The organism is Spirillospora sp. NPDC052242, assembly GCF_040679555.1.
Lineage (GTDB): Bacteria > Actinomycetota > Actinomycetes > Streptosporangiales > Streptosporangiaceae > Spirillospora.
Window position 1 is genome coordinate 79,468 of sequence record NZ_JBFAUZ010000022.1, and the last position, 25,389, is coordinate 104,856.

Annotated in this window: 21 protein-coding genes; 6 read left to right on the forward strand and 15 right to left on the reverse strand. The window is 71.5% G+C overall.

From position 1 onward, the window contains the following. Positions 1 to 75: 75 nt before the first annotated feature. A complete protein-coding gene (locus AB0L25_RS19530; protein WP_500173988.1) occupies positions 76 to 1,062 on the forward strand; it encodes a carbohydrate ABC transporter permease in 987 nt (328 codons plus the stop codon). Next, the gene (locus AB0L25_RS19535; protein WP_500173990.1) at positions 1,059 to 1,949 is read left to right on the forward strand and encodes a carbohydrate ABC transporter permease; all 891 of its coding nucleotides are present in this window, start codon (positions 1,059 to 1,061) and stop codon (positions 1,947 to 1,949) included. The genes AB0L25_RS19530 and AB0L25_RS19535 overlap by 4 nt, the downstream gene beginning before the upstream one ends. A 38-nt stretch (positions 1,950 to 1,987) precedes the next feature. Here the strand turns inward: AB0L25_RS19535 and AB0L25_RS19540 are convergent, their stop codons facing one another. Continuing rightward, complete coding sequence (locus AB0L25_RS19540; RefSeq protein WP_500173992.1) at positions 1,988 to 3,196, reverse strand: RNA-guided endonuclease InsQ/TnpB family protein; 1,209 nt, start codon at positions 3,194 to 3,196, stop codon at positions 1,988 to 1,990. Between the two features lie 124 nt (positions 3,197 to 3,320). On the opposite strand from AB0L25_RS19540, the gene AB0L25_RS19545 reads away from it, so the two are divergent. From AB0L25_RS19545 to AB0L25_RS19555, 3 genes are all read left to right on the forward strand, one after another. Then, positions 3,321 to 4,751 carry a GH1 family beta-glucosidase gene (locus tag AB0L25_RS19545; RefSeq protein WP_500173994.1) on the forward strand — a complete coding sequence of 477 codons (1,431 nt, stop codon included), beginning with the start codon at positions 3,321 to 3,323 and terminating at the stop codon, positions 4,749 to 4,751. A gap of 101 nt (positions 4,752 to 4,852) precedes the next feature. After that, a complete protein-coding gene (locus tag AB0L25_RS19550; RefSeq protein ID WP_500173996.1) occupies positions 4,853 to 5,863 on the forward strand; it encodes a LacI family DNA-binding transcriptional regulator in 1,011 nt (336 codons plus the stop codon). A gap of 35 nt (positions 5,864 to 5,898) precedes the next feature. Then, entirely contained in the window at positions 5,899 to 6,381 is a 483-nt protein-coding gene (locus AB0L25_RS19555; RefSeq protein WP_500173998.1) for a nucleoside deaminase, read from the forward strand. A 39-nt stretch (positions 6,382 to 6,420) separates the two neighbouring features. Here AB0L25_RS19555 and AB0L25_RS19560 read toward each other — a convergent pair whose 3' ends face one another. Both AB0L25_RS19560 and AB0L25_RS19565 read right to left on the reverse strand, forming a co-directional pair. Next, positions 6,421 to 7,344, reverse strand: coding sequence for a transporter substrate-binding domain-containing protein (locus AB0L25_RS19560; protein WP_500174001.1), 924 nt, complete (start codon positions 7,342 to 7,344; stop codon positions 6,421 to 6,423). Continuing rightward, positions 7,341 to 8,093: a hypothetical protein gene (locus AB0L25_RS19565; protein ID WP_500174002.1), complete on the reverse strand. Its 753-nt coding sequence runs from the start codon at positions 8,091 to 8,093 to the stop codon at positions 7,341 to 7,343. Before AB0L25_RS19565 ends, AB0L25_RS19560 begins: the two co-directional genes overlap by 4 nt. Positions 8,094 to 8,488: 395 nt before the next feature. On the opposite strand from AB0L25_RS19565, the gene AB0L25_RS19570 reads away from it, so the two are divergent. Then, positions 8,489 to 9,109, forward strand: a complete 621-nt coding sequence (locus tag AB0L25_RS19570) for a class I SAM-dependent methyltransferase (protein ID WP_500174004.1) — start codon at positions 8,489 to 8,491, stop codon at positions 9,107 to 9,109. Between the two features lie 54 nt (positions 9,110 to 9,163). On the opposite strand, the gene AB0L25_RS19575 is transcribed toward AB0L25_RS19570, so the two are convergent. From AB0L25_RS19575 to AB0L25_RS19630, 12 genes are all read right to left on the reverse strand, one after another. Then, positions 9,164 to 12,139 (reverse strand): glycoside hydrolase family 3 protein, encoded by a 2,976-nt coding sequence (locus tag AB0L25_RS19575; RefSeq protein WP_500174005.1) that lies wholly within the window; start codon positions 12,137 to 12,139, stop codon positions 9,164 to 9,166. A 117-nt stretch (positions 12,140 to 12,256) separates the two neighbouring features. Continuing rightward, positions 12,257 to 13,264 carry a LacI family DNA-binding transcriptional regulator gene (locus tag AB0L25_RS19580; protein ID WP_500174007.1) on the reverse strand — a complete coding sequence of 336 codons (1,008 nt, stop codon included), beginning with the start codon at positions 13,262 to 13,264 and terminating at the stop codon, positions 12,257 to 12,259. Positions 13,265 to 13,275: 11 nt separating this feature from the next. Then, positions 13,276 to 14,667 (reverse strand): GH1 family beta-glucosidase, encoded by a 1,392-nt coding sequence (locus AB0L25_RS19585; RefSeq protein ID WP_500174009.1) that lies wholly within the window; start codon positions 14,665 to 14,667, stop codon positions 13,276 to 13,278. Next, entirely contained in the window at positions 14,664 to 17,003 is a 2,340-nt protein-coding gene (yicI, locus tag AB0L25_RS19590; protein ID WP_500174011.1) for an alpha-xylosidase, read from the reverse strand. The genes AB0L25_RS19585 and yicI overlap by 4 nt, the downstream gene beginning before the upstream one ends. Before the next feature lie 2 nt (positions 17,004 to 17,005). Continuing rightward, the gene (locus AB0L25_RS19595) at positions 17,006 to 17,902 is read right to left on the reverse strand and encodes a carbohydrate ABC transporter permease (protein ID WP_500174013.1); all 897 of its coding nucleotides are present in this window, start codon (positions 17,900 to 17,902) and stop codon (positions 17,006 to 17,008) included. After that, entirely contained in the window at positions 17,899 to 18,825 is a 927-nt protein-coding gene (locus AB0L25_RS19600) for a carbohydrate ABC transporter permease (protein WP_500174015.1), read from the reverse strand. The genes AB0L25_RS19595 and AB0L25_RS19600 overlap by 4 nt, the downstream gene beginning before the upstream one ends. Next, positions 18,822 to 20,105 (reverse strand): ABC transporter substrate-binding protein, encoded by a 1,284-nt coding sequence (locus tag AB0L25_RS19605; protein WP_500174017.1) that lies wholly within the window; start codon positions 20,103 to 20,105, stop codon positions 18,822 to 18,824. The genes AB0L25_RS19600 and AB0L25_RS19605 overlap by 4 nt, the downstream gene beginning before the upstream one ends. 287 nt (positions 20,106 to 20,392) lie before the next feature. Further along, positions 20,393 to 21,733, reverse strand: coding sequence for a protein kinase domain-containing protein (locus AB0L25_RS19610; RefSeq protein ID WP_500174019.1), 1,341 nt, complete (start codon positions 21,731 to 21,733; stop codon positions 20,393 to 20,395). Positions 21,734 to 21,792: 59 nt separating this feature from the next. Then, on the reverse strand, positions 21,793 to 22,590 hold the full coding sequence (locus tag AB0L25_RS19615) for a putative hydro-lyase (protein ID WP_500174021.1): 798 nt from the start codon (positions 22,588 to 22,590) through the stop codon (positions 21,793 to 21,795). After that, positions 22,587 to 23,477, reverse strand: coding sequence for a 5-oxoprolinase subunit C family protein (locus AB0L25_RS19620; RefSeq protein WP_500174022.1), 891 nt, complete (start codon positions 23,475 to 23,477; stop codon positions 22,587 to 22,589). The genes AB0L25_RS19615 and AB0L25_RS19620 overlap by 4 nt, the downstream gene beginning before the upstream one ends. Further along, positions 23,474 to 24,082, reverse strand: a complete 609-nt coding sequence (locus AB0L25_RS19625) for a 5-oxoprolinase subunit B family protein (protein WP_500174024.1) — start codon at positions 24,080 to 24,082, stop codon at positions 23,474 to 23,476. The genes AB0L25_RS19620 and AB0L25_RS19625 overlap by 4 nt, the downstream gene beginning before the upstream one ends. Positions 24,083 to 24,089: 7 nt before the next feature. Next, positions 24,090 to 25,319, reverse strand: a complete 1,230-nt coding sequence (locus AB0L25_RS19630) for an NRAMP family divalent metal transporter (protein ID WP_500174026.1) — start codon at positions 25,317 to 25,319, stop codon at positions 24,090 to 24,092. Positions 25,320 to 25,389: the final 70 nt, after the last annotated feature.

Genomic DNA, 25,389 nt, shown 5'->3' on the forward strand with positions numbered 1-25,389 from the left:
CGCCACCGCCTCACTCATGTCCCGGATCTCCGTCCCGGCCCTCCCCCGGACGGAGCCGCCCCCGAAAGGAGGCGCATGACCACCGATCTGCGCGCCGGCCGGAAACCGTCCCGGCCCGCGCCAGGCGACGCCGACCGCCGTCCACGCTCCACCTGGCGGGGCCGGCTGGCCAGGCTCGACGTGAAGGCCGCGCCCTACGCCTTCATCTCGCCCTTCTACATCGTCTTCCTGATCTTCGGCCTGTTCCCGCTCGGCTTCACGCTGTGGGTGTCGCTGCACGACTGGGGCCTCGCCTCGGGCACCCGCGAATGGGTCGGCCTCGACAACTACGACTACCTGCTGACCGACTCCGACTTCTGGCACGCGACGGTCAACACCCTCGGGATCTTCGTGCTCGCGACGGTCCCGCAGCTCCTCATCGCCCTGTTCATCGCGAACGCGCTGAACCGGCGGATCCGGATGCCCACGCTGTTCCGGATCGGGATGGTGGCGCCGCTGGTCACCTCGACCGCCGCCGTGTCGATCGTGTTCACCCAGATGTTCGACACCGACTGGGGCATGATCAACTGGGCGCTCGGCCTGGTCGGCGTCGACCCGATCGACTGGAGCTCCAGCCGCGGCTGGTCCTGGGTCGCGATCGCCGCCATGGTCAACTGGCGCTGGATCGGCTACAACGCGCTGATCTACCTGGCCGCGATGCAGTCCATCCCGCGCGACCTCTACGAGGCGGCCGCGATCGACGGCGCCTCCCGGATGCGGCAGTTCTGGCAGATCACGGTGCCGATGCTGCGCCCGACGATCATCTTCACGGTGATCATCTCGACGATCGGCGGCCTGCAGCTCTTCACCGAGCCCGTGCTGTTCAGCGTCCGGACCCCGAACAACATGGACGGCGGCGCGCTGCACCAGTTCCAGACGATCACGATGTACATGTACGACAACGCCTTCGGCTCGGACCGGTACGGCTACGGCGCGGCGGTCGCCTGGGCGCTGTTCATGATGATCATCGTGTTCTCCCTGATCAACTTCCTGATCGTGCGACGCACGGGAGGCACCAAGTGACGACGCTCCTCGCGGGCCCCGGGCAGCCCGCCAAGCACGCCCGTCCCAGCGGGCGGTTGCGCGGCCTGTGGGAGGCCAGCCCGCTCACGTACGTGGCGCTGATCGTCGCGGTCGCCCTGTCGCTGTTCCCGATCTACTGGATGATCGTCGTCGCGACGCGCACCAACGACGTCGTCTCCGCCGTGCCGCCGCCGCTGCTGCCCGGCGGCGAGGCCGGCGACAACGTCGGGCGGCTGTTCGACAACCCCGACGCCTACTTCGCGCAGGGCCTGCTGAACTCCGCGATCGCCTCCACCGTGGTGACGGTCTCGACGGTGTTTTTCGCGTCGCTCGCCGGGTTCGCGTTCGCCAAGCTGCGCTTCAAGGGCAAGAACGCGCTGCTGCTGATCATCATCGCGACGATGATGATCCCGGTGCAGATGGGCATCATCCCGCTCTACATGATCATGGTGGAGCTGGGCTGGCAGAACCAACTGCAGGCGGTGATCGTCCCGTTCCTGGTCACCGGGTTCGGCGTGTTCATGATGCGGCAGTACGCGTCCCAGGCCATCCCGGACGAGCTGATCGAGGCGGCGCGCGTCGACGGCTGCAGCACGTTCGGCATCTACTGGCGGGTCGTGCTGCCCGCGCTGCGCCCGGCGGCCGGGGTGCTCGGCCTGCTCACGTTCATGCAGACGTGGAACGAGTTCATGTGGCCGCTCGCGGTGCTCGCCCCCGACAACCCCACCGTGCAGCTGTCGATCAACAACCTGGCGAACGCCTACTTCGACGACTACACGCTCATGTTCGCCGGGACCACCGTGGCGGTGCTGCCGCTGCTCGTCGTGTTCATCGTGTTCGGCCGCCAGATCATCGGCGGAATCATGGAAGGTGCAGTGAAGGCTTGACTTCTCCCCCATCCGCAGCAGGGGGACACCCGTGCGGCCTATGGCCGTACGCCGCTCGTGCGGCCCGGATCGCTCCGGGGGGCTTCCTGCTTCACGGCCGACCGCGCCCGGGGCTGCCCGGTTCGTCTTACATCAGCTCCACAGGCCGTCGCCGAAAGTCCTTCGGCCAAAATGTTCTTGGCGGCGTTGACGTCCCGGTCGTGCCGGGTGCCGCAATCGGGACAAACCCAGTGCCGGACGGCAAGGCTCAACCCGGACAGCAGATGCCCGCAATACGAGCACTTCTTGGAAGAAGGGAACCATCGGTCGATAACGACCAGACGTCGTCCCCACTTGGCCGTCTTGTACTCCAGCATCGCGCGGAAGGCACCCCAGCCGCAATCGGCGATCTTCCTGGCGAGGCGACGGTTACGGGCCATGCCGGCGACATGAAGGTCTTCGATGACGATCGCGTCGTAGCGGCGGCACAGCTCGGTCGTGCTCTTGTGAAGAAAGTCCTCCCGCGCGCGGCGGACCTTGCCGTGCCTCGCCGCGACCTTGCGAGAGGCTTTCTCCCGGTTCGAACTCCCTTGGCGTTTGCGCGCTTTGCGGCGTTCGTACCTGGCCAGGTTGCGCAGCCTGCGTTCCAGGTGGCGAGGATTGGCGATCTTCACACCATCGCTGGTGACGGCGAAGTCGGTAATGCCCAAATCCACGCCGACAGCCGCCCCGGTCTCGGCAAGCCTGCGGGGAACATCGGCGTCGACGGCGAACGACACATGCCACATGCCGTCCCGGTCGTACGACACGGTCACCGTGGACGGGTCGAGCGTGGCCGGATCGACATCAGGCCAAGACCACACGAATTTCAACGGATCAGGCATCTTCGCCAGGAACAGCTTCCCCTCCCGAAAGCGGAACGCCGAACGCGTGTAAGTCGCGGATCGGCGTCCGTTGCGGGACTTGTAGCGGGGGTGGCGGGCACGTCCGGCGAAGAAGTTCGCGAACGCGGCGGACTGGTACCGCAGAGCCTGTTGCAGCGGAACCGAGGACACCTCGTTCAAGAAGGCCAAGTCGGCGGTCTTCTTGAGTTGGGTGAGATATCGGTCGGTTTCGGCATAAGAGGTCTTGATCTCATCGGCCCGGTACCGGTGGGTTCGCCACGCCAAGACCTCGTTCCACACCTTGCGCACACACCCGAACGTGCGGTTCAGCATCGCCGCTTGACTCGGGTCCGGATAGGCCCGGCACTTATATGCCGTACGCATGTTCGAAGGGTGTCACACCAACCATGATCGACAGGCACTTTCAAAGGGAAAGGGTCATGTTCGCTCCGTGCCCAAGGGCCCTGACCCGTCCCCGTTCCGAACGATGCATTCTCCGGAGGCTCCGATGACCTCGCTACAGGACGACACCGGTGCGGCCGAGGCCGCTCTGTTCCCGACCGGGTTCCGGTGGGGCGCGGCGACCGCCGCCTTCCAGATCGAGGGCGCCGCGGCCGAGGGCGGGCGCGGCCCGTCCATCTGGGACACGTTCTGCCGGACGCCCGGCAAGGTCCTGAACGGCGACACCGGCGACGTCGCCGTGGACCACTACCACCGCTTCCGTGAGGACGTCGCGCTGATGGCCGATCTCGGCCTGACCGCGTACCGGTTCTCGATCTCCTGGCCCCGCGTCCAGCCGGCCGGCGCGGGCCCCGCCAACCAGGAGGGGCTCGACTTCTACCGGCGGCTCGTGGACGCGCTGCTGGAGGCGGGCGTCGAGCCGTGGCCGACGCTGTACCACTGGGACCTCCCGCAGCCGCTCGAGGACGCGGGCGGCTGGCCGGAGCGGGACACCGCGCACCGGTTCGCCGAGTACGCGGCGCACGTCCACGGCGCGCTCGGCGACCGGGTGCGGAACTGGATGACGGTGAACGAGCCGTGGTGCGGGGCGTTCCTCGGGTACGCGTCCGGGGAGCACGCGCCCGGCCGCCGCGAGCCGTCCGCGTCGCTGCTCGCCGCGCACCACATGCTGCTCGGGCACGGGCTCGCGGTGGAGGCGATGCGGGCGAAGCAGCCGGACAACCGGTTCGGCGCGGCCGTCAACCTGTACGCGGTCTCCCCCGCGTCCGACCACGAGGCGGACGTGGACGCGGCCCGCCGGATCGACGGCCTGCAGAACCGGCTGTTCCTGGACCCGCTGCTGCTCGGCCGCTACCCCGAGGACGTCCTCGCGGACACGGCCGAGCACGGGTTCGACCCGTCCGACGAGGACCTGCGCACGATCCACCAGCCGCTCGACCAGCTCGGCATCAACTACTACACGCGGCACACCGTCGCGGGGACGCCGGGCGAGGCGGCGCAGACCGCGTCGTCGCCGTTCTCCACGCACTCCCCGTGGGTCGGCAGCGAGCACGTCCGGTTCGTCCCGGGGGGACGTCCGGTGACCGGGATGGGCTGGGAGATCGACGAGCGCGGCCTGTTCGAGGTGCTCACGCGGCTGCACCGGGAGTACCCGGCCGTCCCGCTGTACATCACCGAGAACGGGGCGGGCTACGACGAGGCGCCGGACGGCGATGGCACGGTCCAGGACGCGGAGCGGATCGCCTACATCGACGCGCACCTGCGCGCCTGCCACGACGCGATCGCCGAGGGCGTCCCGCTGCGGGGCTACTTCACGTGGTCGCTGCTGGATAATTTCGAGTGGGCCTGGGGCTACTCGAAGCGCTTCGGGCTGGTGCACGTGGACTACGCCACGCAGCGGCGCGTCCCGAAGGCGAGCGCCCGCTGGTACGCGGACGTGATCCGGCGGGGCGGGCCGGCCGGACGGGCGTCCGGCTGACCTCCCCGGACTCGGGGCGCGAACGACGGGTCCGGCGCGCCGGACCCGCACGGACGGCCGGTTCCGGCCGTCCGATCGGAATCGACGGAGGGGGAGCCGGGATGACGGGCAGGAGCACGCGGCCCACGCTGGAGGAGGTCGCGGCGCGGGCCGGGGTGGGCCGCGGCACGGTCTCCCGGGTGATCAACGGATCGCCGCGGGTCAGCGCGCAGGCCCGCGCGGCCGTGCTGGCGGCCATCGACGAGCTGGGCTACGTGCCGAACCGCGCGGCGCGCACGCTCGTCACCCGCCGCACCGACACGGTGGCGCTGGTGGTCGCCGAGTCCGACCAGCGGCTGTTCGGCGAGCCGTACTTCGCGGGCATCATCCGCGGCATCGGCAACGGCCTCGCCGACACCGGCCTGCAGCTCCTGCTCGCCATGGCCCGCTCCCCCGCCGAGTACGCGCGGCTGGAGAACTACCTCACCCCGCAGCACGTGGACGGGGTGCTGCTCACGTCGCTGCACGCGGAGGACCCGCTGCCCGCGAAGCTCGAGGCGGCGGGCGTCCCGACGGTGCTCGGCGGCTGCCCGCCGGGGGTGTCGCCGGTCAGCTACGTGGACGTCGACAACCGCAGCGGCGCGCGGGAGGCCGTCGGGCACCTGATCAGCGGCGGCCGGCGGCGGATCGCGACGATCGCGGGCCCGCAGGACATGGGCGCCGGCATCGACCGGCTCACCGGCTACCGGGACGCGCTCGCCGCCGCCGGGCTCCCCGAGTGCGTCGCCTTCGGCGACTTCGGGGAGGCGAGCGGCATCACCGCCGCGGAGGAGCTGCTCGCCCGCGACCCGGAACTGGACGCAGTGTTCGCCGCGGACGACCCGATGGCGCTCGGCGCGCTGCGCGTGCTGCACCGGATGGGCCGCCGGGTCCCCGACGACGTCGCGGTGATCGGGTTCGACGACTCGGCGGCCGCGCCGCTGGCCGATCCCCCGCTGTCGAGCGTCCACCAGTCGCTGGAGGAGATGGGCGTCGAGATGGCGCGGCTGCTGGTGTCGCGGATCCGCGGCGAGACCGTCGCGGAGCCGGTGGTCATCCTGAAGCCGCATCTGGTGCTGCGCGAGAGCGCCTGACCTGGGCGGACCCCTGCGGGCGTAAGATCATCGGCATGCCTTACGAACCGACCCCGGAAGAGATGTCCCACCTGCGCCGCTGCGTGGAGCTGGCCGCCGAGGCCCTCGCGGACGGCGACGAGCCGTTCGGCTCGGTGCTGGTCTCGGGGTCGGGCGAGGTCCTGGCCGAGGACCGCAACCGCGTCGCCGGCGGGGACCGCACCCGCCACCCCGAGTTCGAGCTGGCCCGCTGGTCGGCCGCGCACATGACGCCGGACGAGCGCGCCGCCGCGACCGTGTTCACGTCCGGCGAGCACTGCCCGATGTGCGCGGCGGCGCACGGCTGGGTCGGCCTCGGCCGGATCGTGTACGCGGCGTCGTCCGCGCAGCTCACCGGGTGGCTCGCCGAGCGCGGGCTGCCCCCGGCGCCGGTGCGTCCGATCCCCGCCGGGGACGTGGCGCCGGACGTCCGCGTCGAGGGCCCGGTCGCCGCGCTGGAGGCCGAGATCCGCGCCCTCCACGCCCGCGCCCACGGCTGACGGCCGCCGGGCCGGAACCGTGCCCGGGCGCATCTCGGACTAGGTCCAGCACTTCACCGTTTCGGGGACGGGCTTCACCGTGTTCTCGAAATCGGTCATGGCTCCGGTCATGGCGTGCAGGTGGGACCTCACCAGGTCGCGCCACTGCTCGCTCCTGACGAAATCGGCCAGCACGTTCGCCACCCGGGCGCAGTCGGCCTTATGCCCCAACGGGAGTCCGATCATGTACCGGCTGAGCTCTCCGAGATTCGCGCCGCGGACCACTTTCACATCATTCGGGTACCGTTGCACGAAGCCGTAGAGGATGCTTTCGTCGGTGCTGACCGCCTCTACTTTGCCTTTGCGAAGCAATTGTACGCAGGAGCTGTATTCTGGCTGCTCTATGTCCGCGATGCCATAGGCTTCCTTCTGGATCTCTTTCAGCGATGTCGACCCTGCGGCCGCGCAGACCGTCTTACCCCTCAGATCTTTGACGGTATGGATTTCATGGTCGTCGGACCGCACCAGGACGCCCTGACTGACGATCATGTACGGTCCGGCCATCTCGATCTTCGTGGCGAGCGTGTCGGTGTACGAGAACGTGGCGATGACCAGATCGGCCTTGCCTTCTTCTAGAACGCCGAGACGGCGATCCGAGGAAACACCGAGGGGCACGGTCTTCACCTTGAGTCGCGCCGCCAGGTACTGTCCCAGGTCGTATTCGAAGCCGGCCCACTTGCCTCCGGGCGCGCTGTACGACAACCCCGGCTGATCGTCTTTGAACGCGATCGCGATGCGCGGCTTCGAGAAGATCGATCCGGGATCGGGCGACGAGGTGGAAGCGGGTGGCCCGCTCGACACCGATGTGTCTTGGTCGAGGAACCAGACCAACGCGATTCCCATGAGCACCGCGACCAGCCCGGCGCCCGCGGTCAGCGCCGTCCGGTGCCGACGGTAGAACGACCCTCTGAGCCTAGCAATCATGTGTGCGCCTTGGCGTGTTTGACATAGAGCGTCCCGAGACATCGTGAGTCTGCCGAATCCAACCGCACCTGCACCTCGGCGCTCCTTCGGGCGGAACCGAGGTCGATCTTGACGGGGTCCTTGATGCCATGGATCTGGACGGGAGACCGCGGGTAGCCGAAGTTCCCGTAGATCGTCAGCACCGCGTCCACCGCACATCCACCGATTTCCGGATTCGCGTCCTTCCAGCCGAACGTGAGCGTCAGATGGCGACGCGGAGAGGGGATCCTCGCGTGCAGGGCGATCGAATCACCGGGCCCAATCTGCTGCTCGGGCAACCTGACCTCGGAGGTGACCGTGATCGTACGATACTTGTACGCCACCGCCTTGTAACCGAGAAATATCAACCCGAACACCGTAAGGGCGATCAACAGATTATTGGCGACTTGCAGCAACGTCTTCCTGGCCGCCGGCGTCAGCACCGCCGCGCCCCCGAAGGCCGTAACGATGACTCCGACGGTCGTCAGGATGGTGCCTTGAATCTGCGCGCCGACGACGAACAGGACGCCGGCGAGGACGGCGAGGACCACCAGCAGGCCACAGGTGATCGCGCCACTTCCCATTCGAGACACGGCCGTGCCGTCGTCCCCCGCCGGAGATGCGCCCTGCGGGCCATCGCGATCGGCCGCTGACATCACATGCCCCTCTCGACGAGCCCCCTCGGTCGCGATTCCAGGAAGTGCGCAGACGATGCCGGTGATGGGCCGCACCCGGTCGGCCCTCTTGTCGACTCCTTACACGCCGCTTCGCTTCACCCGATCAAGATCCCAAAGACATGCATTCGTGCCTCGCCCGCCCGTTCCGGCCTTGGCCCCATGATGCACCATCTCCTGCATCAAGACGCTGCTTTCGACCAAATATCGCGGACTCGGCGCCGATCACGAAGGCTTGTATCGCTCCAACTGGTATTTTTACTCATACAGTCATGTCGAGTTCGCGCCCGCCGAGACGCTTCTCCGGCAGCGAATCGACGATCGTAGACAACGAGTCGAGTCGTCGGCGGCGAACATCCCGGGACGCCGTTTGCCGAAACGGCAAACGAAGTGGCTCTCTCGCGTGCCCGTCGCCGAGGATGCGGGGACCGCGACCGACAGGAGGCACCAAGATGAGCGACGAGACCGAGGAGTTCTGGGAGGAGCACTACCGCGCCCGCGACCGGGTGTGGAGCGGCAACCCGAACCCCGTGATGGTGGGCGTCGTCGAGCCGCTGGAGCCGGGCACCGCGCTCGACCTCGGCTGCGGCGAGGGCGCCGACGCGGTCTGGCTCGCCCGCCGCGGGTGGACGGTCACCGCCGTCGACGTGTCCGCCGTCGCGCTCGACCGCGCGGCGGCCCACGCGGCCGACGCGGACGTCGGGTCCCGTGTCGAATTCCAGCGGCACGACCTCGGGCACAGCTTCCCCGAGGGGTCCTACGACCTGGTGTCGGCGCAGTTCCTGCAGTCGCCGCTGGACTGGCCGCGCGCCGAGATCCTGCGGTCGGCGGCCGCCGCCGTCGCGCCCGGCGGGCTGCTGCTGATCGTCGAGCACGCCGCCGCGCCGCCGTGGGCGAAGCACCACCACGACCACCGGTTCCCCAAGGCCGACGAGACGTTCGCCGACCTCGCGCTCGACGCGTCCGCGTGGACGACCGAGCGGTGCGGCGTCCACGAGCGCGAGGCCACCGGACCCGACGGGCAGACCGGCGTCCTGCTCGACAACGTCATCGCCGTCCGCCGCACGGGATGACGCGCGAGCCCGCCCCGGCACGGCCGGGGCGGGCTCGGACGGTTCCGTGGACGGCTACTCGACGGTGAACTCGCTCAGGCGGGTCTCGCCGCCGAACACCAGGTAGACGTCCTGCCGGCCGCGGGCGTGCCGCAGGTCGGCGGTGACCTCCTCGTAGGCGTAGACGTCGCCGGTGGCCGGGACGTCGAGGGTGCCGACGCGGCGGCCGTCCGGGGAACCGAGCCGCACCTCGATGGTGGTCGCGGCGGTCCCGGCGACGCGGGCGGTGATCCGTTCGGCGCCGCGGCGCAGGTCGGCGTCCTCGAACGCGATCCAGGCGTCCGCGGCGCCGGCGACGACGTCGCCGTCCGCCTTGGTCTCGTCGGCCAGGACGACGCCGTCGTGGTCGTCGAAGTCGGCGGCGCGGGTCGGCGCGGACAGGTCGCGGGCCGGGATCCGCTCGCCCCGCACGTCGATCCTCGCGCGCTGCCGGACGTCACCGGACGACGCGCCGATCAGCACGTCGTGCCGGGCGCGCTCGACCGCCCACCGGTTCCGCGTGACGTCCCAGAACGCCAGGTCGGACGCCTTGATCTCCAGCGTCACCCGCTTCGTCTCCCCCGGGGCGAGCTCGACCTTCGCGAAGTCGCGCAGCTCCTTCACCGGCTGCTTCACCCGCGACTTCTGCTGGCGCGTGTAGAGCTGCACGACCTCTTCGCCCGCGCGCTTCCCGGTGTTGGTGACCGGGACGGTGACCTCGATCGTGCCGTCGGCGCCCATCGAGCGGCGGTTCAGCGTCGGCTCGCCGTAGCGGAACGTGGTGTAGGAGAGCCCGTACCCGAACTCGTACAGGGGGTCGCCCTTGAAGTACTGGTACGTGCGGTCGTGCTCGATGATGTCGTAGTCAAGGATGCTCGGGAGCTGCTCCTCCGAGCGGTACCAGGTCTGCGGCAGCTTGCCGGACGGGTTCTCGTCGCCGAACAGGACGTCGGCGAGCGCGGCGCCCGTCTCGGCGCCGGCGTGGCTCGTCCACAGGATCGCCGGGACGTTCTCCTCCGCCCAGGTCAGCGTGGTCGGGTAGCTGTTCTCCACGACGACGACCGTGCTCGGGTTCGCCTTCCGGACGGCCTTGACCAGTTCGAGCTGCCCCTCGGCGAGGCCCATCGCGGTGCGGTCGTGGTCCTCGCGGCCGTTGATGAACGGCATGCTGCCGACCACGACGACGGCGGTGTCCGCCCGCTTCGCGGCGGCCACGGCGGACTCGGTGCCGCTGCTGAGGACGTCCTTGGCGAACGGGGTGGCGTCGGCCTTGGCCGCGAGGGCGAGCGTGCCGTCGTCCAGCACCTGCACGTACGGGTCGGCCGGGTTCTCGTAGCCGGCGTAGCGCAGCAGCACGGTGCCGCCGGACTGCTCCTCCAGCTCGAACATCTGCTGGACGAACCAGCCGTTCGGCTGCGCCTGGCTGTTGGAGAAGTTCGACCCCCAGTTGTGGCGGCCGACGGTCTTGCCGTTCGCGACGCTGCGCAGCGTGACGATGCCCTGGCCCCAGTCGAAGACGTCGAACTGGGCGGTGGCGTCCGGGGTGGTCGGGCCCGTCCTGAGGACGGCCCCGTCGGCGCCGGTGCCGCCCGCGACGTACTCGCCGGTCCGGACGTCCTTGAGCGCGATGCGGTCGACGCCCTCGCTGGTGGTGACGTTCTCCGCGCCGGCCCGGGCGCGGACGCCGTCCAGCGGGGTGACCTCGTACGGGAGGGCGCCGGAGTACCAGTCGGTGTAGAGGGTGTCGGAGAGCGGCCCGACGACGGCGACCTTCGCGCCGGCGGCGACGGGCAGCGCCTTCTTCTCGTTCTTGAGCAGGACCATCTGCTCCACGGCGGCCTTGCGGGCCAGCGCGCGGTGCTCGGGGCTGTTCACGACCTCCATGCCGATGCCGGCGTGCGGGCCGCCGTCGGGGTCGAACTCGCCGAGCCGCACCCGGATGTTCAGGATGTGGCCGACCGCCTCGTCGACGTCGGCCTCGGTGAGCAGGCCCCGGTCGAGGGCCGTCCTGACCGAGTCGATCGTCTTGGCCGAGTTCGTGTCGTCGACCGTGAAGCTGTCCACGCCCGCCTTGAGGGTGGCGGCGTTCGCGGTGGGCAGGTCGGGGAAGTAGTTCTGCGAGCCGATGAGGTTGTTCGGGCCGCCCGCGTCGGTGACGTTGAACAGCGTCTCGTCCGTCCACGACCGGACGAGCCCGGCGGCGTCCGGCGTGACCGTCGCGGGACGGCCGTTCACCTTGTTGTAGGCCGTCATGATGCCGGTGACCGCCTCGTTGGAGATCGGCACCCGGAACGGCACCTCGTAGTACTCCTTCTTCGTGCGCGGCCGCAGGGAGGAGGACGTCTCGGTGCGCTTGTACTCGTTGTTGTTCGCCATGTAGTGCTTGAGGACGGGCGCCGTCTTGAGGCGGTCCGGGTCGTCGCCGCGCATGCCCCGGCCGTACTCGGTGGCGAGCTGGGCGGTGAGCAGCGGGTCCTCGGAGTAGCCCTCCTCGTTGCGGCCCCAGCGCGGGTCGCGCAGCAGGTTGACGACCGGCGCCCACAGCTGCAGGCCCCAGACGTCCGGGTTCTCGCTGTGGTAGCCGCGCGCCTCGTCGCCGACGACGGAGCCGATGCGCTTCATCAGCGCCGGGTCCCAGGTGGCGCCGAGGCCGACGGACTGCGGGAACACGGTCGCCTTCGCGGTGCGGACGGCGCCGCCCGCGTGGACGTCGGTGGTCCAGGCGAGCCCGTGCAGGGCCTCGGTCCCGGTCTTGAACCGGCCGATGCCGAGGCGCGGGACCGGCGCCTGGTACTGGTGCAGCAGCCCGAGCTTCTCGTCGAGCGTGAGCCGGCCGAGCAGGTCGTCGACGCGGGCGGCCACGGGAAGGCCGGGGTCGCGGAACGGGAGGTCGTCGCGGGCGGCGGCGGGGGCCGCGTGGACGAGCGGCGCCGCGAGCGCGGCGGCCAGGACGAGGGTCAGCGACCGGCTGCGCCGGCCGGGGGAACGGGGTCTGCTACGGCTGAGCTTCAACCTTGCTCCTTGGGTGGACTCGCCCCCGATGATCGAATTGTCGAAGCGCTTCGACGATGAGCGCCCGGAAAGGCCCCCTTTCTCATGGACGGTGCTGAACGGTGCCGGACGGGCGGGTCAGCGGGCCGCGGTGCCGCTGCTGGCGCGCGGGGTCAGCGTCGGCGGCAGCAGCGTCGCCGCCGGGACCGGCTCGCCCTCCAGCTTCGCCATCAGCAGCTCGACGGCCCGGCCGCCGACCTCCTCGGCCGGGATCGCGACCGACGACAGCGGCGTCTCGGCGTGCTCGGCGACCTCGTCCGGGCAGATCGCGACGATCGAGACGTCCTCGGGCACCCGGCGGCCCTCGGCGCGCAGCGCCCGGACGACCGTGTCGACGATCGGCTCGTTGTGGACGAGGATGCCGGTGAGGTCCGGGCGCTCCCGCAGCAGCCGTCCGACCAGGTCCTTCGCCGCGTCCGCGCTCGCCTCGCACGGGTGGACGTCCCCGGTCATGCCGTGCTCGCGGACCGCCTCGGCGAACCCGTCGGTGACCCGCCGCGCGAAGCCGGTCTCCCGCTCGTACACCTCGGGCGGGGAGCCGATCATCGCGACCTCGCGGTGCCCGAGCGCCGCCAGGTGCCGGGCGCAGGCCGCGCCCGCCGCGTGGAAGTCGAGGTCGATGCAGGTCAGGTCGTCGGCGTCGGCGGGGAACCCGATGAGCACGCTCGGCCGGTCGAGGGACCGCAGCAGCGGCACCCGCGGGTCGCGCATCTGGACGTCCATGACGATGAGCGCGTCGACGAGCGCGCTGTCGGCGACGCGGCGCAGCCCGTCCTCGCCCTCCTCCTGGGTGAGCAGCAGGACGTCGTGGTCGTGCCGGCGCGCGGCGGTGACGACCGACGTCGCGAACCGCATCACGACGGGCACCGCGACGCCGCTGCGCAGCGGCAGCATCAGCGCGACGACGTTGGAGCGGCTGCTGGCGAGGGCGCGGGCGCCGGCGTGCGGGCGGTAGCCGAGCTCCCGGATGCTGGCGCGGACGCGCCGCCGGGTCTCCTCCGAGATCGAGCGCTTGCCGCTCAGCACGTAGGAGACGGTGCTCGGCGACACGCCCGCGTGCCGCGCCACATCGGTGATCTTGACCACGGACCGTCCCGTCACTCCGCCGACCGGGAAGCGTCGATCGTAGCCCCGTGCGCGGCGATCGCGTCGCGGTACCAGAACGCGCTGTCCTTCCACGTGCGCTCGCCCGTCGGGTAGTCGACGCGGATCAGGCCGAAGCGCTTCGCGTAGCCGTAGGCCCATTCGAAGTTGTCGAGCAGCGACCAGGCGAAGTAGCCGCGGACGTCCGCGCCCTCGTCGATCGCGCGCCCGACGGCGGCGATGTGGTCCCGCAGGTACGCGACGCGGCGCTCGTCCCGGACGCCGCCGTCCGCGGCGGGCTCGTCGTCGAACGCGGCGCCGTTCTCGGTCACCATCAGCGGCGTGCCCGGGTACTCGCGGTGCAGCCGCAGGAGCAGCTCGGTCATGCCGGTCGCGTCGATCGGCCAGCCCATCGCCGTGTACGGGCCGGGCTGCGCGGCGAACTCGACGTCCTCGCAGCCGACGAACGGCGTCGCGGCCCCCCGCCGGTGCCCGTCGGCGTGCTCGCGCGGCGACGTCCCGTCCCAGGTCCGGACGAGCGTCGGCGAGTAGTAGTTCACGCCGAGGACGTCCAGCGGCGCGGCGATCGCCGCCTCGTCGCCGTCCCGCACGAACGACCAGTCGGTCAGGCCGGCGGTGTCGTCCCGGAGGTCGCCGGGGTAGCCGCGGCCGAGCATCGGGTCGAGGAACACCCGGTTCGACACCGCGTCGACCCGCCGGACGGCCTCGTCCTCGCCGCGCAGGTGGTGCAGGTTCAGCGTGACGGAGTGCCGCGCGGACGACGCCACCACCCCGCGCAGCGCCCGGTTCGCCAGGCCGTGCCCCAGGTTGAGGTGGTGCGCGGCCTTCAGCGCGTCCACGGGATCGGTGCGGCCGGGCGCGTGCACGCCCGACGCGTAGCCGAGGAACGCCGAGCACCACGGCTCGTTCAGCGTCGTCCACGTGTGGACGCGGTCGCCGAGGGCCCGCCCGATCCGTTCGGCGTAGTCGGCGAACCGGAGCGCGGTGTCGCGGGCGGGCCAGCCGCCGGCGTCCTCCAGGTCCTGCGGGAGGTCCCAGTGGTAGAGGGTCGCGACGGGCGCGATGCCGTGGTCGAGCAGCTCGTCCACCAGCCGCGAGTAGAAGTCGATCCCCTTCGGGTTCGGCGCGCCGCCGGGCAGCACGCGCGACCAGGAGATCGAGAACCGGTACGCGCCGACGCCGAGCCGGGCCATCGCCGCGACGTCCTCGCGCCACCGGTGGTAGTGGTCGGTGGCGACGTCGCCCGTGTCCCCGTTCAGCACCTTGCCCGGGGTGCGGCTGAAGACGTCCCAGATGGACGGCGCGCGGCCGTCCTCGGCCGCCGCCCCCTCGATCTGGTAGGACGCCGTGGCCGTGCCCCAGAGGAAGCCTTCGGGAAACCTCATCGGTCCTGCCCTTCTTCCAGCGTGATGACGACTTCGTCCGCGGACGCCTCGACGCGCGCCCCCAGCGGATGCGGGACGGCCGCGCCGCCCTCGACGGCGGCGGCGCGGGCGTTGACGAGCAGAACGTTCCACGCGCCCGCGCCCGAGGCGGTCACCCGGACGGCCGCGCCGTCGCGTTCGGTGGTGAACGTCGCGTCCCCGACCCGCGTGACGACCCGGGCGCCGTCCGCGATGCCGGTGCGGGGTTCGTACACGCGGAGCGTGACGCCGTCCGCGTGGTCGTAGTCCGGACGGTCGTCGACCGCGCCCTCGGGCACCACCGCGCCCGGACGCACCAGCAGCGGGACGCTGTCGAACCCGTGCGTCTCCCGCACCCAGCGGCCGCCCGCGACCCGCTCGCCCGTCGCGAAGTGCGTCCACACGCCGTCCGGCACGTAGTACGCGACCGTCCCGTCCGGCGCGAACACGGGGGCGACGAGCAGGTCGTCGCCGAGCATGTACTGGCGTTCGAGGTGCGTGCAGGCGGGGTCGTCCGGGAACTCGAGGACCATCGCGCGCATCATCGGCGCGCCCTCCTCGTACGCCTGCCGCGCGGCGCCCGCCAGGTACGGCATGAGCCGCATCTTCAGCTTCGTGAAGGCGCGCAGGACGTCGACGGACTCGTCGTCGAACAGCCACGGCACCCGGTAGGAGTGGCTGCCGTGCAGGCGGCTGTGCGACGACAGCATCCCGAACGCGATCCACCGCTTGAACAGCGCGGGGTCGGGCGTGCCCTCGAACCCGCCGATGTCGTGGCTCCAGTACCCGAACCCGGTCATGCCCAGCGACAGGCCGCCGCGCAGGCTCTCCCCCATCGCCTCGAACGTCGACTCGCAGTCGCCGCCCCAGTGCACCGGGAACCGCTGACCGCCCACGGTGGCCGACCGGGCGAACACCACCGCCTCGTCCTCACCGCGCCTCTTCTGCAGCAGTTCGAACACGGTCTTGTTGTAGAGGAACGTGTAGTAGTTGTGCGCGCGCTCCGGGTCGGACCCGTCGTGGTACACGACGTCCGTGGGGATCCGCTCGCCGAAGTCGGTCTTGAAGCAGTCGACGCCCATCTCCAGCAGCGCGTCGAGCTTCGCCGCGTACCACTCGCGGGCCTCGGGGTTGGTGAAGTCGACGACCGCGAGGCCCGGCTGCCACTTGTCCCACTGCCACACGTCCCCGTCCGGGCGCGTCAGCAGGTAGCCGTTCGCGCGGCCCTCCTCGAACAGCGGCGACCGCTGCCCGATGTACGGGTTGATCCACACGCAGATCTTGAGGCCGCGCTCCTTCAGCCGCCGCAGCATCCCCGGCGGGTCGGGGAACACGCGCGGGTCCCACTCGAAGTCGCACCACTGGAACTCGCGCATCCAGAAGCAGTCGAAGTGGAACACGCTGAGCGGCAGGTCGCGCTCGGCCATCCCGTCGATGAACGACGTCACGGTCGCCTCGTCGTAGGAGGTCGTGAACGACGTCGACAGCCACAGCCCGAACGACCAGTCGGGCAGCTTCGCCGGGCGCCCGGTCAGCGCCGTGTACTTGCGCAGGATCTCGCGGGGCGTCGGGCCGTAGATGACGAAGTACCGCATCGACTGGCCCTCGACGCTGAACGACGTCCGCGTCACGACCTCCGACGCCACCTCGAACGACACGCGTCCCGGATGGTCGACGAACACCCCGTAGCCCGCGTTCGTCAGGTAGAACGGCGCGTTCTTGTACGCCTGCTCGCTGGCCGTGCCGCCGTCGGCGTTCCACGCGTCCACCGACTGCCCGTTCTTCGCCAGCGGCCCGAACCGCTCGCCGAGCCCGTACACGACGTGGTCGACGCCGAGGTCGAGCTGCTCGCGGACGTAGTGCCGGGGCCCGTCCGGCCAGCGCTCGTCGGTGTCGATGATCGCGGCGGCCTTCGGGGCGCTGCCGGTGAGCCGCCGCCCGTCCGCGAGGAAGTCGACGCCCCACGTCCCGTCCCGCCGGACCCGCACGGTGAGCGCGCCGGACGTCAGCGTCGCCGCGTCCCCGCCCTCCGGGGCGTCGACGACCACGTCGGGCGACGCGTCCGCCAGCTCGAACGCCGGCCCGCGGGCCCGCTCCCCCGCGAAGTGCGTGAGCGTCACGCCGATGACGTCCGGCATCGGCGACGTCGCCGTCACCGTCACCACCGGGCCCTTGAGCAGGTCGCCGCGGTGCCGGATCCGCTGGACGGGCGCGTGCACGGTGAGCGAGTCCGGCCCGGCGTCGACGTCGAGGACCTCCACCGGATGACTCGCGTGCACACCCTCGCGCATCATCCAGTAGCCGTCGCTGAACTTCATTGCTACTTCACTGCTCCTGCCGTGAGTCCGCGCGACAGCGTGCGCTGGAAGACGAGGAAGAAGAGGACGGTCGGGAGCAGGCCGAGGAGCGAGGCGGCGCTGGACATCGTGGCGTCCATCATCCGCTGGCCCTGCAGGACGCCGAGCGCGACCGAGACCGTCTGGTTGTCGTTGGAGATGAGGAAGACCATGGGGATCAGGAACTCGTTCCAGGTCCACACGAAGAAGAAGACCATCAGCACCATCAGCGTCGGCCGGATCACCGGGACCACGACCCGCCACAGGATCTGGAACCGGCCGGCGCCGTCGATGCGGGCCGCCTCCAGCAGCGGGCGCGGGAACGCCGACAGCACCGACGACAGCAGGTAGGTGCCGAACGCGCTCTGGATCACCGTGAACACGATGATCACCGCGATGCGGGTGTCATAGAGGCCGAACTCCTTGGACAGGTAGTACAGCGGGTAGACCAGCGCCTCCTGCGGCAGCGTGTTCGCCAGCAGCAGCAGGACGAGCACCCACATGCGGCCCTTGATGCGGCCGATCCCGAGCGCGTACGCGTTCAGGACGGACAGCAGCACCGCCAGGACCGCGACCGAACCGCTGATCACGGCGCTGTTGACCAGCACCTGCCCGAAGTCGGTCCGCTCCCAGAACGCGCGGACGCCGTCCAGGTAGACGCCGTCCGGCAGCGACAGCGGGCCGTTCGTCGAGTACTCCTGCGGGGTCTTCAGCGCGTTGAACAGCACGACCGCGAACGGGATCAGCATGATCCCCGCCATCGCGATCAGCGCGACCAGCACCGCGTAGGCGGCCGGGCCGCGGCGGCGGCGCCGGCGCCCGGGCGCGTCCGGACGGTCCCGGGCCGGCGTGCGGGCCCGCTTGGTGAGCGTCGCGGTCACCGGTCCTCCCCTTCCAGCTCGCGTCCCTGCGCGCGCAGGAAGACGACGGTCAGCGCGATGATCACAAGGGTCAGCACGGTCGCGATCGCCGAGCCGTAGCCCACGTCCTGCTTCTCGAAGAAGCTGACGTAGGAGTAGTAGGACGGCACGTTCGTCGAACCGCCCGGGCCGCCCTTGGTGAGGACGAAGATTTGCGGGAACGCCTTCAGCGCGGCGATCGTCGTCCACAGCAGCACCACGAAGATCTCCGGGCGGATCTGCGGGACCGTGACGTGCCAGAACCGGCGGGCCCACGACGCCCCGTCGATCTCCGCCGCCTCGTACAGCGACGGGTCGACCCGCTGCAGGCCCGACATGAAGATCACCAGCGGGAACCCGATCTGCGTCCAGACCATGACGGCCAGGACGGACCAGAGCGCGGTGTCCGGGTCGCCGAGCCAGTTCTGGGCGAGGGAGCCGAGGCCCACGGCCTCCAGCAGCGCGTTGACCGCGCCGTCGTCGGGGGCGAGCAGCCAGCTCCACACCACGCCCGCGATGACGACCGGCAGCACCTGCGGCAGGTAGATGCAGGCGCGCAGGACGGCCGCGGTGCGGGACCCGAAGTGCCGGTCGATGAGGTCGGTCAGCGCGCCCGCGAGGACGAGCCCGATCACCGTCGGGACGATCGCCATCCCGACGATCACGAGGACGTTGTTGCGGAAGGAGGACCAGAACCGCTCGTCCCCCATCAGCTCCTTGTAGTTCTCCAGGCCCACCCACTCGGGGCTGCCGACGCCCGACCACTCGGTGAAGCTCGTCCCGATGTTCATCAGGAACGGGACGCCGATGACGCCGGTGAACAGCAGCAGCCCGGGCAGCAGGTAGGGGAGGTAGGCGAGCCGGCCGCCGAGGCCGCCGGCCCGCCCGGACGTCCGTCCGCTCATTCCGGCAGGCCGTCCTCATAGGTGGTCTGCAGGGTGGTGAGGGCCTCCTTCGGGTCCTCGCCGTTCATGATCTGCTGCGTCTGCGCGACCAGGGCGTCGTAGAAGCCCGCCACCGGCCAGTCCGGGTAGTAGGCGAGCTTGTCGCCCTTCGCCAGCTCGTCGAAGTCCGCGATCAGCTGCTTGGACTTCTCGTCCGTGATCGCGCTCGGGTCGGCCGCGATCGGGATGCCGCCCGCGTTGCCGAGCTGGTTCTGGATGTGCTTCTGCAGCGTGATGTTGATGAAGTCGTACGCGAGCTCCTTGTTCTCGGAGCTCTCCGGGACGACCCACAGGTTGCCGCTGGAACCGAGCGTGAACTTGGCCTCGGGCCAGACGAACGTGCCCCAGTCGAACTTCGACTCGGCGTTGACGCGGCCGAACCACCAGCTGCCGGAGAACATCATCGGGTACTCGCCCTTCATGAAGGCGACCCCGGCCTCCTCGGCCTTCTGCCCGACGGTGTTCTTGTCGACGTAGCCCTTCTCGACCCACTCCTGGAACGTCGTCGCGCCGTGCGTCCACGCCGGGTCGGTGAAGTTCACCGGGCCGGTGTAGCGCTGCAGGCTGTTGATCCAGTTGCGGTCGGCCCGCGAGAGCGCGTGCTGGTAGACGAACTGGTGCGCCATGTACTCGGCGCCCGCGTTCGTCAGCGGCGTGACGCCCTTGTCGACGAACGCGTCGAGCGCCTCGGTGAACTCGGCCATCGTGGTCGGGACCTCGACGCCGTGCTCCTCGAACAGGTCCTTGTTGTAGTACACCATCACGTACTCGGCGTAGTTCGGGACGCCGAACCACTTCTCGCCGCCCATGACGCCCTTGTCGTCGTACTTGGCGGTGACCGCGACGTTCGGGCTGATCAGCTTGTCCCAGCCGCGTTCCTTCACCTCGGCCGACATGTCGGCGAGCAGGCCCTGGCTGGACAGCGCCCCGGCGGTCGCGTTGCCCTTGTTGTACTCCATGATGTCGGGGGCGTCGTCGGAGTTCAGGACCATCGAGGCGGTCTTCTGGATCTGCTCGAAGCCCTTCTCCTCGAACTCGACCTTGACGCCCGGGTGGGTCTTCTCGAACTCCTTGATCGCCGCGTTCCACGCGACGCCCATGGCGCTGTCGGGGGACTCGTAGTGCCAGAGCCTGAGGACGTTCGGGTCGGACTCGGCGTCGCCGCCGCCGCAGCCCGCGAGCGCGAGGGCGCTCGCGGCCACCGCCGCGAGCAGGGCCGCGCCCCTGCCTGCCTTCATCATGGGTGTTCCTCCGGGGGTGGAACGGAGCCGGCGTCCGGGGTGAGCGGACGTCCGGGAGTGGGGTGTGGGGGGGTGGGGGTGTCGTGCCGTCGGGTCGTGCAGTCGGGTCGTGCCGTCGGGGTGTCGCGTTCCAATCGAAGCGCTTCGATTCGTGCGTCGAAGCGCTTCGATTGCCGGGATGCTAGCCCCGGGGGCGAGCGCCGCACAATAGTTCGTCCCGTCCCAATTTCCGGATCACGCCCGTGACCTGCGCGAACAATTTGGGAGCGCTCCCAAACGGACCGTTGTCAGCGGCAGCGCGAGCCGTTCAGCACGAACCCCTCGGGCGTCCCGTCTCCCCCGGCGCCGCTCCCGAGGAAGCCGAACTCGACCGTGCCGCCCGCCGGGATCGACCGGTTCCAGTCCGCGGGCGTGACCGTCACCGCGGGGCCGTCCTGCACCGGCGTCCCGTTCCACAGCTGCGTGACGGACTGCCCGTCGGGCAGCTCGAAGCCGAGCCGCCAGCCGTCGATCGGCCCGTCGCCGAGGTTGGTGATCCGCACCGTCGCCTGGAACCCCTCGGGCCACGTCCCGTCGACCCGGTACGCGACCTCGCACGCCGCGCCCCGCGCGACGGCCGGCGGCCCGTCGTCCGTCCCGGCCGGGGGCGCGCCCGCCGGCGGGTCGTCCGGCGACAGCGCCGCCAGCAGCACCGCGACCAGCGCCACCGCGCCCGCCACCGCGCCCGCGATGGCGAGCGGCCGGCGGGGCGACGCGGGCGCGTCCGCGGGGGTGGCCGGGTCGGGGTCCGGGAGCGGGTCGTCGAGGACGCGCGTCCGGTCGTGCCGCGCCGGACCGGGCGGCGGGGCCGGGGCGTCGGGCGTCACCCGGACGGGCCGGACGCCCGCGACCGCGGCGAGCACCCGGGCCGCCTCCGCCGCGCCCGGACGGGCGTCGGGGCGCGGGTCGGCGCACCGGCGGCACAGCGCGGCGAGGTCCGCGGGCACGTCGGCGGGCAGCTCCGCCGCCTCGGGCGGGCCGCCGGTGAGCGCCTGCCGGAGCACGACGCCGAGCGAGAACACGTCCGCGGCCGGGGACGGCGGCGCGCCCGCCGGCAGCTCGGGGGCGGTGTAGGCGGGGGTGCCGAGGACCGGCCCGCCCGCCCCGTCCGGCCCGGTGAAGGCGATGCCGAAGTCGAGCACCTTCACCGCGACCGGCGTGAGGAAGACGTTCGCTGGCTTGATGTCGCGGTGCACCACCCCGGCCGCGTGGGCGGCGGCGAGGGCGTCCGCGATGACCGCGCACACCGCCGCCGCCTCCCGCCACGGCAGCGGCCCGCGCGCCAGCCGGTCGGCGAGGGTCTCCCCGTCGAGCAGCTCCATCACGACGTACGGGACGCCGCGGTGCTCGCCGTAGTCGTGGACGCCGGTGATGTTCGGGTGCGCGAGCCCGGCGGCGGCCCGCGCCTCCCGCCGCAGCCGCCGGGTGAACTCCTCCGGCCATCCGTCGCGGGGCACCTTGACGGCGACCGGACGGTCGAGGACGAGGTCGTGGGCGCGCCACACGGTGGCCATGCCGCCGCTGCCGAGGAGCGCCTCGATGCGGTAGCGCTCCCCCGGCAGGTCGCCCGGCCTCACGGTCTCCGGCATGCTCGCAGCCTATGCCAGCCCCGATCACCCAGCTCGGAGAGGCCGCCTCGGGGGCGGGGTCAGGGGACGAGGTAGCGGGTGTCGCGGGCGTCGGTGATCGCCATGTGGCCGGGGGCGTGGCCGATGGCGAACTTGGGGCGGGACGCCGTCACGGCGGCCTGCGGGGTGACGCCGCACGCCCAGAACACCGGGATCTCGTCCACGCGGACCTCGACCGGGTCGCCGTAGTCGGGGCGGTCGAGGTCGGTGATGCCGAGTTCGAGGGGGTCGCCGACGTGCACGGGGGCGCCGTGGACGGACGGGTAGCGGGCGGTGACGCGGACGGCGTCGGCGACCTGCGCGGCGGGCACCGGGCGCATCGACACGACGAGGGGGCCGCCGAACTCGCCGGCGCGCCTGCATGTCCGGTTCGTCCGGTACATCGGGACGTTCACGCCCTGCTCGACGTGCCGGATCGGGACCCCGGCGTCGCCGAGCGCGGCCTCGAACGTGAAGCTGCAGCCGATCAGGAAGGACACCAGGTCGTCGCGCCAGTACTCGGTGACGTCGGTGACCTCGGCGACCGGCTCGCCGTGCTCGTAGACGATGTAGCCGGGCAGGTCGGTGCGCAGGTCGCCGGGGAAGATCGGCGCGGAGACCGCGCCGGGGTCGGTTACCTCGAGCAGCGGGCACGGCTTCGGGTTGCGCTGGGCGAACAGCAGCAGGTCGTACGCCTGGTCGCGGGGGACGGCGATGAGGTTCGCCTGCGTGCGTCCCGCGCACCAGCCGGCGGTGGGGACGCGGAGCCCGGCGCGGAACAGGGCGCGGGCCTGGTCGGGGGTCAGGGCCCCCGGGTCGAGGGGGACGGTCTGGGTCATGTGGGTGCCTTCCTGAGGTCCGGTGCGGGGACGGGACGGAACCGGAGCCGCTGCCCCGGACGTGCCTGGGCGGCGAGCCCCACGTCGGCGGCGGCGACGACGGCGATGACCGGGTAGCCGCCGGTCAGCGGATGGTCGGCGAGGAACAGCACGGGGCGCCCGGACGGCGGGACCTGCAGCGCGCCCGTCACCGTCCCCTCGCTGGGTAGTTCGCCCCGATCCGCGTGGTTCAAACGGGGTCCGTCCAGCCGCATCCCGACGCGGTCGGTCTCGCTGGTTACCTCGAACGTCCCGGTGAACAGCGCGTCGAGGGCGCCGGGGGCGAACCAGTCGTCGCGCGGCCCCGGGACGGCGCGCAGCTCGACGGTCCCCGCGGGCGGCGGCGGGACGGGCAGGACGTCCAGCAGCGGCGGGGCGTCCGGGGGCGGGCCGACGGGCAGGACGACGCCGGGTTCGAGCGGCGCCGGGCCGAGGCCCGACAGCGTGTCGGTGGCGCGGGAGCCGAGGACCGGCGGGACGTCGACTCCGCCGCGGACCGCGAGGTAGCTGCGCAGGCCGGTCGGCGGCGCGCCGAGCAGCAGTTCGGCGCCGTCCGGGACGTGCAGGACGGCGTTCGGCGGGGCGGCGCGGCCGTCCAGGACGAGCGGGGCCGGGGCGCCGGTGACGGCCGCGAACACGCCGCCGCGGGCGCGGACCCGCAGGCCGCCGAGGGTGACCTCGATCGCGGCGGCGCCCTCGGGGTTGCCGAGCGCCCGGTTCGCGAGCCGCAGGGACGCGGGGTCGGCGGCCCCGGACGTCCCGACGCCGAGCGCCGCGTGCCCGCGGCGGCCGAGGTCCTGCACGGTGGCGAGGGGGCCGGTGGCGAGGACGTCCAGGAGCCGCTTCACGCGTCCTCCTCGATGAACCGCACGTGCACGCCGGGCCGCAGCAGGGCGGGCGGGTCGCGGTCGAGGTCCCACAGCGTGACCCGGGTGGACCCGATGATCTGCCAGCCGCCGGGCGACTCGGCCGGGTAGACGCCGCTGAACCGCCCGGCGAGGCCGACGGCGCCCGCCGGGACGCGCAGCCGCGGGACCTCCCGGCGCGGGACGTCCAGCCGGGGGTCGCCGCCGTCGAGGTAGCCGAAGCCGGGCGCGAACCCGGTGAACGCGACCCGCCAGGACGCGGCGGTGTGCGCGGCGACGACCTCGCGGGGCGTCAGGCCGGTCAGCCGGGCGACCTCGGGCAGGTCGGGGCCGTCGTAGGTCACGGGGATCTCCACGGTGCCGGCGGTCCCGGCCGCCGCGCCGGGACGCGCGGTGCGCACGGCCGCGGCGACGGCGGCCGGGTTCGCGGCGGGGTCGAGCAGGAGGGTGAGGGTGCGGGCCGCCGGAACGATGTCGGCGACGCCGGGCGGCGGGGCCGCGGCCAGGGTCGCGTACAGGCCCAGCATCTCCGGCGGGCCGGGGAGTTCGACCAGGAGGGCGGCGTCGCCGCTCGGCAGGATCCGCACCCGTGCCTCACGCCCAGAGATCGTCGAGGCCGGACAGCGAGTTCCAGCCGAGGTACAGCGACAGCAGCCAGGCGGCGACGCCCAGCGCGAGCAGCCACTTCGGGAACCGGTACCCGCCGAGCAGGTCCCGGCGCCGTGCCGCCACCCACAGCAGGACCGCCAGCCCGAACGGCAGGATCAGCCCGTTGAGGGCGCCCGCGAGCACCAGCAGCTTGGCCGGGGCGGTGCCGATCGCCAGGTAGATCACCGTGGAGATCGCGATGAACCCGACCACGAACCAGTTGCGGTACTTCTCGACGACGGACCAGAACGACACGATGAACGACACCGACGTGTACGACGCGCCGATCACCGAGGTGATCGCGGCCGACCACATGATCAGGCCGAACACCCGCAGCCCCGTCTCCCCGGCGGCGTGCTCGAACGCCGACGGCGCCGGGTTCGCCTCCGCGAGCTTCGCGCCGCCCGCGACGACGCCGAGCACCGCGAGGAACAGCAGGACCCGCATCAGGCCGGTGACGAGGATGCCGGTGATCGCGCTCCGGTTGATGCGGGAGACGTGCTCCGGCCCGGTGATCCCGGACTCGATCATCCGGTGCGCGCCCGCGTAGGTGATGTAGCCGCCGACGGTCCCGCCGATCAGCGTGGTGATGATGAGGAAGTCGATCTCCTCGGGGGCGGCGGTCTGCACCAGGGCGTCCCCGAGGGGCGGATCGGACACGATCGCGACGTACAGCGTCATCAGGATCATCACGCCGCCGAGCACGACGACGATCCGGTCCATCGCGATCCCCGCGCGCTTGCTCAGGAAGATCGCGATGGCGACGAGCGCCGAGAGCGCCCCGCCGATCTTGACGTCCAGGCCGAACAGCGCGTTCAGCCCGAGCGCCGTCCCGGCGACGTTGCCGATGTTGAACACGAGGCCGCCGAAGACGTCCAGTGCCGCCAGGGCGTAGCCGCCGCCGGGCACGACGCGGTTGCCGAGGTCCTGGGCGCGCTTGCCGGAGACCCCGACCACGCGCCACACGTTGAGCTGGATCGCGATGTCCACCAGCACCGACACGAGGATCGCGAAGGCCATCGCGGCGCCGAGCTGGGCGGTGAACACGGTGGTCTGGGTGATGAATCCGGGGCCGATGGCGCTGGTGGCCATCAGGAACATGGCGCCGACGAGCGCGCCGCGCCGGGATCGGTCCGGCGGGGCGGGGGTGGCGTCCACGGTGGTGGAGTCGGTCATGATCGGGCCCTTCGGGGGTACGGCTTTCCGCAAGCGTAAGGATTGTTCAACAATCCAGCAATCCCCTTGT

Coding starts and splice junctions, on each gene's coding strand:
- AB0L25_RS19630 (WP_500174026.1), bottom strand. CDS start 25,319: ATGACCGACTCCACCACCGTGGACGCCACCCCCGCCCCGCCGGACCGA.
- yicI (WP_500174011.1), bottom strand. CDS start 17,003: ATGAAGTTCAGCGACGGCTACTGGATGATGCGCGAGGGTGTGCACGCG.
- AB0L25_RS19555 (WP_500173998.1), top strand. CDS start 5,899: ATGCCTTACGAACCGACCCCGGAAGAGATGTCCCACCTGCGCCGCTGC.
- AB0L25_RS19615 (WP_500174021.1), bottom strand. CDS start 22,590: ATGACCCAGACCGTCCCCCTCGACCCGGGGGCCCTGACCCCCGACCAG.
- AB0L25_RS19540 (WP_500173992.1), bottom strand. CDS start 3,196: ATGCGTACGGCATATAAGTGCCGGGCCTATCCGGACCCGAGTCAAGCG.
- AB0L25_RS19600 (WP_500174015.1), bottom strand. CDS start 18,825: ATGAGCGGACGGACGTCCGGGCGGGCCGGCGGCCTCGGCGGCCGGCTC.
- AB0L25_RS19530 (WP_500173988.1), top strand. CDS start 76: ATGACCACCGATCTGCGCGCCGGCCGGAAACCGTCCCGGCCCGCGCCA.
- AB0L25_RS19585 (WP_500174009.1), bottom strand. CDS start 14,667: ATGAGGTTTCCCGAAGGCTTCCTCTGGGGCACGGCCACGGCGTCCTAC.
- AB0L25_RS19605 (WP_500174017.1), bottom strand. CDS start 20,105: ATGATGAAGGCAGGCAGGGGCGCGGCCCTGCTCGCGGCGGTGGCCGCG.
- AB0L25_RS19570 (WP_500174004.1), top strand. CDS start 8,489: ATGAGCGACGAGACCGAGGAGTTCTGGGAGGAGCACTACCGCGCCCGC.
- AB0L25_RS19545 (WP_500173994.1), top strand. CDS start 3,321: ATGACCTCGCTACAGGACGACACCGGTGCGGCCGAGGCCGCTCTGTTC.
- AB0L25_RS19560 (WP_500174001.1), bottom strand. CDS start 7,344: ATGATTGCTAGGCTCAGAGGGTCGTTCTACCGTCGGCACCGGACGGCG.
- AB0L25_RS19610 (WP_500174019.1), bottom strand. CDS start 21,733: ATGCCGGAGACCGTGAGGCCGGGCGACCTGCCGGGGGAGCGCTACCGC.
- AB0L25_RS19550 (WP_500173996.1), top strand. CDS start 4,853: ATGACGGGCAGGAGCACGCGGCCCACGCTGGAGGAGGTCGCGGCGCGG.